This window comes from Paraglaciecola sp., from assembly GCF_030730205.1.
Lineage (GTDB): Bacteria > Pseudomonadota > Gammaproteobacteria > Enterobacterales > Alteromonadaceae > Paraglaciecola.
Genome location: NZ_JANQVQ010000236.1, coordinates 1 through 10,118, shown reverse-complemented (window position 1 = coordinate 10,118; position 10,118 = coordinate 1). Strand labels below are relative to the sequence as shown.

Genomic DNA, 10,118 nt, shown 5'->3' with positions numbered 1-10,118 from the left:
GGGGTGCGAAATGGTCGCTTTCTAAGCTGCCTGTGCGGCAGTGAACTTTCGTCATTTTTGGAATCTTCTTCATCATAATTTCTAAGCTGCCTGTGCGGCAGTGAACGTTAAGCGCGGCTATACCTGTTGGTGCAAGCATTTCTAAGCTGCCTGTGCGGCAGTGAACTGCTTAAACGGCTTTTATCCATTCATGGTGATTTTCTAAGCTGCCTGTGCGGCAGTGAACAGCTACCAGATTGTTAAAGAGCGATTCCCGAATTTCTAAGCTGCCTGTGCGGCAGTGAACGCCAAAAGCTGAAAATGTAAGTGATAACTCATTTTCTAAGCTGCCTGTGCGGCAGTGAACAGTTAGAATTTAACATCTGCATGTAGCGGTCATTTCTAAGCTGCCTGTGCGGCAGTGAACGGTTTGTAAGTCAAGGCGCGTTGTTTAATATTTTTCTAAGCTGCCTGTGCGGCAGTGAACTTTAGCTTGTAAATAACTGTGCCGATGGTGTATTTCTAAGCTGCCTGTGCGGCAGTGAACAACTAACATATTATTACCCCTCTTTAAATTTATTTCTAAGCTGCCTGTGCGGCAGTGAACACAGAATCGGGTGGCTGCTCGGAATCATGCGATTTCTAAGCTGCCTGTGCGGCAGTGAACGCCGTTGCCGATGCTATCGCTACCAGCGCCATTTTCTAAGCTGCCTGTGCGGCAGTGAACATGTTGGGTTTTAAATGTGTCGCGCTGATCATTTTCTAAGCTGCCTGTGCGGCAGTGAACTCAGAGTAATGAGCTGGCCGGTGCTGAACTCCTTTCTAAGCTGCCTGTGCGGCAGTGAACGAAGAAAGCTGGAATAGCAAAGCAATCTGATATTTCTAAGCTGCCTGTGCGGCAGTGAACATAACTGGTTAATAACTGGCTGGCAAAGGTGTTTTCTAAGCTGCCTGTGCGGCAGTGAACATTTACCAGTAAATCATTCGACATGGATGCCATTTTCTAAGCTGCCTGTGCGGCAGTGAACACATCGAGCGCTTTCATTTGATCGAGTGTCATTTTCTAAGCTGCCTGTGCGGCAGTGAACAACGTCAAATAGACAAAAAGAAATAACAGAGATTTCTAAGCTGCCTGTGCGGCAGTGAACCGAGTGTCGTTTGCAAACTGCAAAAGTGTTGCTTTCTAAGCTGCCTGTGCGGCAGTGAACAACCACTGTCGCGCCAGTATTGAGCATGACGATTTCTAAGCTGCCTGTGCGGCAGTGAACACTGACTTCGGCGTTTGACGTAGTAGGGTTCATTTCTAAGCTGCCTGTGCGGCAGTGAACTAGATGATTTAATGATTAAAATAAGTTAAAACATGTTATTAGGATAAATTTCAAACTTTTACCCTATAAAATAGCATGGCCGTAACTAACTGTTTTTTATCAGTTTATAAAAGAGCAAAAATAAAGGGTTAAAACCACGGTATTGTTGCGGTATGGCTCAAGCCATAGGCATCAAATTCGCCCGTTACTGGTTCAGTGTAAAAATCGCTTAACTCAAAAAACTTTCGATACACTTGTCCCGTTGATGCACTCAATATATCTAAATAGGGATTATCAAACCCTTGGCTTAGCATTTTTACTTTGTAACGCTTTTGGCCATCTTCATCTATAGAGCCTCTAGCAATTAATCGCTTTAATTTCGCTCGGCTTAAGTTACTACGCTTTACCGAAATTACTCGGTATTGCGTTTGTTTTGGCACGTCTGTAATCACACTAACTTTACAATAACCTGCCAATGGCCCCAACCAATCAAGACCTTGCAAATCATGAAGCATGCCAGCGTTGCCATGCACACGAAATAAACGCCCTAACTTTAATTTCGCTTGCGGGAAGCTTATTCCAATGTTGTTGCTATTTAATGTGGCCAAAGCTTTGTGAAATTTTGTGAAAACTTTACTGCTTAGCTCTGCCTCACTCATTTCAGCATCAGGTTTTAAAAGAATATCAATATACGAGTCCATTCTTACTCCTACACTCTAATTTGAGAAACATAAGCCAATCCTTTTTTACCTAAATAAAAGCTTGATACCCCGGCATTTTCAATCAACGTTTTTATTTCTTGGCCTTTAGAAAAATCAACATCTATAGTAATTTCAAGCTGACCATTTGCTTTGGTTAACATTGACGTAATTTCTCCTAGGCCTTTAACTTTTTCTTTTTTAATAAAAGGGTTACCCCAAATTATTTTTTTAGAACCCGTGGTATAACGATCCATAAAGTCTTTTTTGGTAAATCCGCGTTTCGAGATACCACTAATTCCACCAGATTTTGTCTTTGCAGAACTGAGATTAAATTGTGTTTCTAGGCGAACCATTTGCAGATATAGCGCAGAGCAGTAAAGACTAACTGGCGTAATTAACCCTTTATTATTTAAATATTCAATATCCGGAAAATGTGTTTTTAGCACCTCAACCGCTTTAGCTTGTTCGCCAGCATTTTCAATAGCTTTTTCTTTATTTAGCAACTCTAAACGAGCAATAATACTTAAAGGATCTAACTCAATTTTGGCATCAATAGGCGTTTCATTGATGATGAAATCGCAAAGTTGCTGAATATCTAGATTTAAAACCGCCCAAAACGGCATCGAATAATCTGACTGAAATACAGGATCAGAAACTTTTATCATCCCTGTAAAAGCATTTTGGTCAGTACTACCGTTCATATTACGAATAAACGTCATTTCATTAGAAAGCTGAGGCTTATCAATAAAGCTTACTTTTTCTTCCAAGTCTTCAAAGTAATAAGCTTTTTCAAACATCTTACTTCGCGCTTGGTATAGCTTTCGTTGATCGCCAATCAGACGGTTTAGTAAGCCCATTACGGTATTTAAAGTGGTATCACGCACTTTAAAATTTCCTTCAATTTTCAAATTAGTCATAGAGCCTACAAACTCTCTGCCTTTTTTAGGTAAAGGTTCATTATTGCTACCATCCAAAAATGAGTTACGCCAACAGGAGTCATATTCGATTACTATCTTCATATAGCCTCCTACTTAGCATAAAAATACTGAGCAAATGACATGTGTTTTTCACCTACAACTTCCGACTCATCGCGCTTAATCCGCATCATTTTATGGCTGTCGTTATAATCGACAGATATTTCATCAACATACATATAACCTTTAGCCTGTCGGATGCTAAGATCAGCCAATTTTGATAATGTCTGCTCGACGAGTGCCTGCACAGCATCATCATTAAGTAAGATCCCACATTCGCCTTCCTCAAAAATAGTACCGTTACGGACATAATTACTGTGAAATATTGCTGTAGGATTCAGTGAAGGGTTGAGGGACTTAATAAAGTTTTGCACTGCCATGGCAACCACTTCTCCCTGCCCTTCTTTGATAATCATGCTTGCACGATCAAATTTTTTGTCGAGTGAAATAAATTGCAATTGCTCAATGCTTATAGAGCCATAAGAGATATATTGCGTATCGCCAAACGTTGTTTTAGAGAAAAATGATGAGCTGTCGCGAGCTCCTGCTTGACCAAATTGTTCAAAATTACCATTTCCAAGTTGATCAACAAAATCTTCAATGAGCAAAGGACTTGTTCGTTTACATTGGCTAGAGGGCACTACATACCCTCTGATCAGCCCAGTAATTGATGCGAGGACCTTTTCGAGATTTTTTTCAGCTGCAAAATGTAAATCAAATGCTTGCTCTTTAAATAAGTGATGTCGGATACAATTTTGACTGATATAAAGAGGTGTTTTTTTAAAGTCGATATCCGTTGCTTCTTTCATGTACTTGTAACCCGTTTCTTCTTTTATTTTACCCGTTAAATTGGTGTATCCTCGAAGCTTAGGTAATGTGTGATTATCTACTGTTTTGCCATTATCTCCGGTAAGTGTTGTTGGCCCGTTCCAATTCACTACACCATGACCAAGCGCCTTAATTTTGAAATCAACACTTTTAATTCCAGTTACTTTTTCCATGTTTTATCCCTCTTCCTCTATGGTTTGCTGAATGTATTTAATTGAGATCGCGCCAATTGGTTGTTTTTCGCAAATAGCGTAATAAATGGCAAAAGGATGACGAGCACTTTCGCCTCCTACTTGTTCCAAATCATTGGTGGTGTAGCTTAGATAAATCGGTGAGTCCGGTTCACGAGCCTCGTTTAGTAGCACATTATCGGTAAACGATTTCTTGATCCCGTTAAGGATGTTGTGATGTTTTTTAAACATATGCGACAACAGGTTTTTATCACTCTGTCCATAACCTAAAATGGTATTCGTAGACAACGTTAGGTTATCAATATCACTTTCATCATTTAAAGGTATTGAGTAGGCATATTCATTCAAAAATACAGGAGCAGTGTTGCTCAGGTCGACAACAGCAAGTTGTACGAATCGGTTATCGCCACGTAATGAGTTTCGGCTAATTTTACTGCGCGTTTTTAATGGGGTTTTCTTTGGTGGCACTTTTATAGGATCAAGTACCTTTGCATTTATTTGTTGAACACTGTTTTTAAGTGCAGCAACCAAGTCACTTTCAATAAACTCTCTATTTCGTCCGTGATGAAACGAAAAGTAAAGTTCATAAATTTCTGGCAGCGTGAATATTTTGCCTTCCAACTCATGTTGTAAAAATTGATACCATGCTCTAACTGATCTAAGAACATACATATTTGATAAAAACCGTGCCGCAGGTGAACTGCCCTTGGCTTCAGATATAGATAGAGGAACAGCTAAAACATAGGTATTAACGTGGTCATTTTCACCAAAGCGATCTAATCGACCAAGACGCTGTAGACAATCTTCTGCATTGGTAATTTCTGCCACCATGTAATCACAACTTATGTTTAATGACGCTTGTACAATTGGGCCGCTTCGTAATACTTCAAACTTTCTTGTACCACCTCGCTTAAAGGCTTCGTACACTTCGCCAAACCACCTACGCTTATCACTTTTTATAAACTTCGAATGCAAAAGCACAGCGTTTTCAGCGTGTTGATTTGAAATAAAACTATTCTGAGCAGTTAGTGCCATATTGCTAATTACAAACGTACAACGGCACTGTGGTGTAAAAAGAGGATTAACTTCACTTAGATCGCTGTCATTGAACAATTTGAAATCAAACCTATATTGGCTTTTATTAAATGACGGCATCACTTTAATATCGTTAGGGTCGATACCAAGTAAATCTTCAACAAAGACATAGTGAGGTGTAGCAGAAACTAAGAGTGTATTCGCCTTGTCATTTTGCATTTTCTTCGCAGCAATTAGCTCGGCAAATAATAAATTAAACGCGGGCATATTCACGTACTCATGAAACTCATCAAAGACGACATGCACGTTTAAAAAGTCGATTAAGGTATTAGCTTTGGTATGGCTTATTACTGAACCTAAAATTTGGTCAATTGTTGTAATGACAATATCACCAGAAAAGTTATTGTCTTCAGGGATAGGATTATCCCATTGATTATGAAATTTAAATTCGCCAGTATTAATTTCTATAATGCTGTTAGGTAAATACTGCTCTGACGTCAATTCATAAAATAAGCCTTGGCAAACCTGTACGCGAGGGCAAACCCAGATTATGCGTTTCGCACCTTTTAAAAGCGCCCACTCCAAAGCAATTTTAGTCTTACCACAACCGGCTGCACCAGCAAGTACCGCCACGTTCTCAGCCGTAGTGAGTTCTTTTGCTATTTGGCTCTGCTTTAGGCTTCGCTCACTTTCAGGGAAAAAAGTAGATAAACATCTTTCAATATGCTGGCTAAGCGTTGATTCAATTTCAAGCAAATTTGTAAGTTCGTTATCTAACTTACAATCGAGAATTGCAGCATGTAACTCTGCTGCACTTAGTGCAGAGACTCTGCGATCAGCTGTGATTAAACAGGCCCTAGCTATATTATTAAGTGCGTTTATTTTTACATTTGAGTTACTAGCAGATACGGAATCCTCAACATCATAATCTTTGTAACTTGGCACATTTAGTGCGCTGGGTAGCTTGTATTCAGGATCTGAGATGGCATCGTACAACACCGCTCTAGCGACCATAGACTGTTCAGAATTGCGATATTTTTTGTCTAAACAGACGACTTGCTTAAGTACTGATTGAGCTTGATTAATAACGTCTGGCAGTAAAAGATCATCTTGGTTAGAAATTAACTTCTTACAAATGTCTTTATAAGTTAAAAAGCTATTTTTGTCTTTGCGAAATGGCTTAGCGTGATGCCAATAAATAGCATGTTTGAGGGCTTCTTTATTTCGTGGATTTAAAAGTTTTAACTCAGGGCTATCGAGTAATTGATAAAGGAGTAATGATACTTCATTGTGACGAGGGTGTTTTTCAAAGCTGAATTTAACATCATCAATATGCTGACCATCTTCAGCAAAATAGTTTTTCTTTTTAGGGTTAGTCACCCATTCCTGAAACTTAGGATCGATTTTGCCGATATCATGTAAACAACCAGCAATAAAATTTAAAATCGAAAACTGTGTACTGTCCGGGAACAACTTTCGATGTAACTGTTCAGCAAGGTAGCCTACGGCAAATAAGTGCTCGGCAAGTGGTTGTAAATGCGTGTTGGCATAAAAAATACTGTCTGTTGGTTTACTGGCATCCATATCCATAAAAAACTCCCTTTAGCTAACAACACTTTACATACAAACTCCTTTTTAGCAATAACTTTAAAGTCATAAACTACAACAATATGCCCGTAGATAATCACTAACACCAAACGTTCGCGCTTTTTTAAAACAAGATCTGAAACTTACCGGTGATTGCAAAGCGACAAGTGCATTTAAAACACATCAATTAAAAGTAAATTTAGCAATTAGAATTTTTAAATCAATGCTAGTCAACAGGCTCAATTGGCACCCATAATTGATTTCAACCCTATTTGAAACCATGCAAATTGTGATTACTTTTAAGATGAGTTTGCGATGGGTAATGACACCTCAAACAAGTTAAATTATCAACACTTAGGTCATGGCATTGCTTTTAAAATGGTCAAAACACTCCTGAAAAATGGAGCTGCAACGCTGTTCAAAACAAGCCATTTGGGCTGTAACTTAAAGCTCTTTTCATCGTAACCAAAAGGATTCAAGCAACGTTAAATTGAACAATGATCAGCTATAACGTTTGAGGTATCTTGCGAATATGCATCATGCACTAAGAATAGTGTTCACTAACCCTGATTATATTTATTGTAAGCTTAATACGCTCATAGAATTGAAGATGCTATATAGAATTAGATAGCTGCAACTAGATCTCGGCTGTTAGTTTTAATGACAGAATAAACTCACCATTAATCCAATGTCCTACTGCTTTCATTCCAGTCGGAGTAGTTCGTATGATGCAATCTGGATACTGAGGTTCCGTACCATATAACGTATTTCCCTGAGAAAGCAGTTTTTTGATAAGCGCACCTGACTTAATGCCACGGTTAACATCTTCTGATAAGGCAAGGACGTCTAGTTCATCTGTCCATGCTATCCTTTTGATATATACGCAAGTGTAGCACATATATCCCTCATGATAGACCTGCTGTTTTAACCCGCACCAAATTCAAAATTTAAACATCACAGAAAACGCTTAACAGTCTCGGAACCCTTATAAATAAAGCGTTCAACGTAGTTGGAAAGCGTTCAGTTTGAACGGGAGCCTCCAAAGGAGCATTGGTAAATCATGACGGTATCGGATTGCTACTGACCTTTCTCCAAAATTAATTATGTCACTAAAAGTTACATTTCATTCACTATTAATGGAGCGCATACTAAACGCTGAAGATTTTATTCGCTTTCGTTAACTCGTAAAAAAGTAGAAAAATGCTCTTCTAGAAAAACTCTAGATGGTGGTATTTCTCCAAAATTAATGCGAGCTCCGTCAAGATTTAAATAATACTGATCTTTTATATTCTTAGATAACCTTACTGTTAAAGCTTCAGGTTCAATACTTAAAAGAAATCGGTCATATAGTTTGTGAATGTCAGACCTTAATAAAAGTCCATTATCCAACGTGTTTGAATGAAGGCCTGAATAAGGTCTGATATGAGCCGCATCGAGAACTGCTATCTCAGAACAATTTGTTATACAGCAGTGGCTGTTATAATTATTAATTAGGGCACTTCTAAATTCGGTTTGACCAAGCCTTAATTGTGTTCTGACCAATGAATATTTTTTTTCAATAATTGTAGCAGAATTTTTATATTCCTTTTCTGACTGATAATTGAGTTTCTCTCTTTCAAATGGAATAAAATCTAATAATTCTTTTATCGCCGGGTGAGATAAAAAGTAGTTTTCATTCTCCTTTTTTACTAGATCGATTCCTGTTAAGTATCTTATAGATGCTAAAGTTTCACAGGCAGCTTCAATGCTTCCAAATGAATTATTTCGGTTACTCCATACCTTTTTTAATTCATCGAGACTAAGCCCTTTGATGTCATTTAACTTAAGCTTTTCAGATTCATAGAGAAACTCAGTAATATTTTCAGATCTTGATTCTTCAATTTCATTTTTATCCTGAGTTGAATATTTGCTGTCTCTCCATTCTTGTATTTCAGGTGCGTTTATATAGCTTTGCCAGCCTTGATAGGTTTCTACAATTCCAGAAAGAATTTCTTTTATCGCAATGATTTCAGCCAGAGCCCTGTCCGAACCGCATAAATCATGTCTTTTTTCCCAAACTATATCTATTTCATCAAAGCTTAATTCATTGACATCCTCTGGATCTAGAACGAATAAAAATGATGTATCGAATTCATTTATCTCTTTTTCAGCTTTAGTCTCTGAAAAAGTTAGATGCTCACCTTGTTCACTTAAAACCAGATAACTTTCATGTTGTTCTGAACTATCAAGATTGAAACTTGAACCTGCGTTTCTTCTAAAAATTTTATTTTGATGAGCTTCTATTCTTGACCTAAAGCTTCTACTGAAAAAGTTATTACTTTTAGCCATAGTGTCGCCCCACCTCATAGCAATTAAAAAAAATAAAATTTCGCGTTATTAATTTCATTGTTGTTTTGCTTTCTCACCACACTTCAGCCACTCATAATCACTTATGAAGGTTGTACGATATAATAGAGTTTTATTGTAAAAAAATTTTTTTAATTTCGGTTTTACACTATCGAGAAACGTTGGATTTAGCCACTGAGTGATACACGCGTTATTACTTCTAAGTTAATAGACAGTGAGAAAAAGTGTTGCTTATCTGACTTAGACTAAGTTCCCCAAATCTAACTTCCGAAAGCTAAAACCAAGTTTTTGGGCGCGCAGAACGCGCCCGAAAGGGGCCATTTTGGCCATAACGATCTATAACTTCTAATTATGTTTTTTTATCATTGCTTGTAAACAATATTTAACTGAATCTTCAAATACTCCACCTTGAGGAATCCACCCTTCTTTTATTAATTTGTTTACTTCTTCGATCAAACCCTTATAAGTATGAGTCTTAACTAACTTGTATTCCATGACGTTCCTATTTATATTTAAATTCCAGAAAAAATATGAAAAATGTAAATTCTCTTGAAGTGTGATTTATATATTCAAGGGCTCTTACCTTTTAAGCAAGATACCATACAAAGAATAATAGCTCAGCAAGCCGTTGTAAATACTTTATTGCATGAGAATACTTCATGTTATTTCATTAGGGAAAACATCCGTGTGAGATATCTTAAGCTAAAGCAATCTTGCAAAAATTTTCATTGAATATGTCACAAAACCTGCGATATTTTAAATATATAAGGAAACGAAGGTGCTTGCATCTGGTAAAGAAAATTATATTTGATAAGATATGTAAATTGTCAAATATCAAACGGCCTGAAGCATGTATATTAATTCAAAATTTTATCATTTGCTTTTTTTACTCTGCTTTACACTCTTAACCACATTTTTACCTTTTAATTCTATTTCGCAAGATGGAAATTATTTGAAGATAATTTCCTCTTTTGGTAATAACGCACTAATTGAAAAATATGATGTGTTCTCCGAAAATAATAAAGAATACACCCTCAAGCTTAGCGATTCAGAAGGTAAAAATTTTTTGGAATTTACAAAATCTGAGAAATCTGACTCAATTGTCATGTTATGCATTTTTCATCGTATTGCCTTCTGTAGTGCGGAGACAATTTCATCAATATTAGCCAA

Annotated in this window: 7 protein-coding genes and 1 CRISPR repeat array; of the genes, 1 reads left to right on the top strand and 6 read right to left on the bottom strand. The window is 37.3% G+C overall.

Annotated features, from left to right (window positions below; all coding sequences use genetic code 11):
• Positions 1-18: 18 nt before the first annotated feature.
• Positions 19-1,307: direct repeats of the CRISPR family, unit length 28 nt; unit sequence TTTCTAAGCTGCCTGTGCGGCAGTGAAC.
• A 128-nt stretch (positions 1,308-1,435) separates the two neighbouring features.
• The 6 genes from cas6f to NWQ57_RS15505 all read right to left on the bottom strand — a co-directional run bounded on the left by cas6f (position 1,436) and on the right by NWQ57_RS15505 (position 9,443).
• The gene (cas6f, locus tag NWQ57_RS15530; protein ID WP_306023072.1) at positions 1,436-1,987 is read right to left on the bottom strand and encodes a type I-F CRISPR-associated endoribonuclease Cas6/Csy4; all 552 of its coding nucleotides are present in this window, start codon (positions 1,985-1,987) and stop codon (positions 1,436-1,438) included.
• A gap of 8 nt (positions 1,988-1,995) precedes the next feature.
• Complete coding sequence (gene cas5fv / locus NWQ57_RS15525) at positions 1,996-3,006, bottom strand: type I-Fv CRISPR-associated protein Cas5fv (RefSeq protein ID WP_306023071.1); 1,011 nt, start codon at positions 3,004-3,006, stop codon at positions 1,996-1,998.
• An 8-nt stretch (positions 3,007-3,014) separates the two neighbouring features.
• Positions 3,015-3,962 (bottom strand): type I-Fv CRISPR-associated protein Cas7fv, encoded by a 948-nt coding sequence (gene cas7fv, locus NWQ57_RS15520; RefSeq protein WP_306023070.1) that lies wholly within the window; start codon positions 3,960-3,962, stop codon positions 3,015-3,017.
• Positions 3,963-3,965: 3 nt separating this feature from the next.
• Complete coding sequence (locus tag NWQ57_RS15515) at positions 3,966-6,605, bottom strand: CRISPR-associated endonuclease Cas3'' (protein WP_306023069.1); 2,640 nt, start codon at positions 6,603-6,605, stop codon at positions 3,966-3,968.
• 1,161 nt (positions 6,606-7,766) lie between these two features.
• Positions 7,767-8,930 carry an HNH endonuclease gene (locus NWQ57_RS15510; RefSeq protein ID WP_306023068.1) on the bottom strand — a complete coding sequence of 388 codons (1,164 nt, stop codon included), beginning with the start codon at positions 8,928-8,930 and terminating at the stop codon, positions 7,767-7,769.
• Positions 8,931-9,293: 363 nt separating this feature from the next.
• A complete protein-coding gene (locus NWQ57_RS15505) occupies positions 9,294-9,443 on the bottom strand; it encodes a hypothetical protein (protein ID WP_306023067.1) in 150 nt (49 codons plus the stop codon).
• A 355-nt stretch (positions 9,444-9,798) separates the two neighbouring features.
• Between NWQ57_RS15505 and NWQ57_RS15500 the strand changes: the two genes are divergently transcribed.
• Positions 9,799-10,118 (top strand): hypothetical protein (locus NWQ57_RS15500; RefSeq protein WP_306023066.1); only part of this gene is annotated, 320 nt, incomplete at its 3' end.

Bases quoted from the DNA above. Each gene is read 5' to 3' on its own strand.
- cas6f (WP_306023072.1), bottom strand. From the start codon at position 1,987: ATGGACTCGTATATTGATATTCTTTTAAAACCTGATGCTGAAATGAGT.
- cas5fv (WP_306023071.1), bottom strand. From the start codon at position 3,006: ATGAAGATAGTAATCGAATATGACTCCTGTTGGCGTAACTCATTTTTG.
- cas7fv (WP_306023070.1), bottom strand. From the start codon at position 3,962: ATGGAAAAAGTAACTGGAATTAAAAGTGTTGATTTCAAAATTAAGGCG.
- NWQ57_RS15515 (WP_306023069.1), bottom strand. From the start codon at position 6,605: ATGGATATGGATGCCAGTAAACCAACAGACAGTATTTTTTATGCCAAC.
- NWQ57_RS15510 (WP_306023068.1), bottom strand. From the start codon at position 8,930: ATGGCTAAAAGTAATAACTTTTTCAGTAGAAGCTTTAGGTCAAGAATA.
- NWQ57_RS15505 (WP_306023067.1), bottom strand. From the start codon at position 9,443: ATGGAATACAAGTTAGTTAAGACTCATACTTATAAGGGTTTGATCGAA.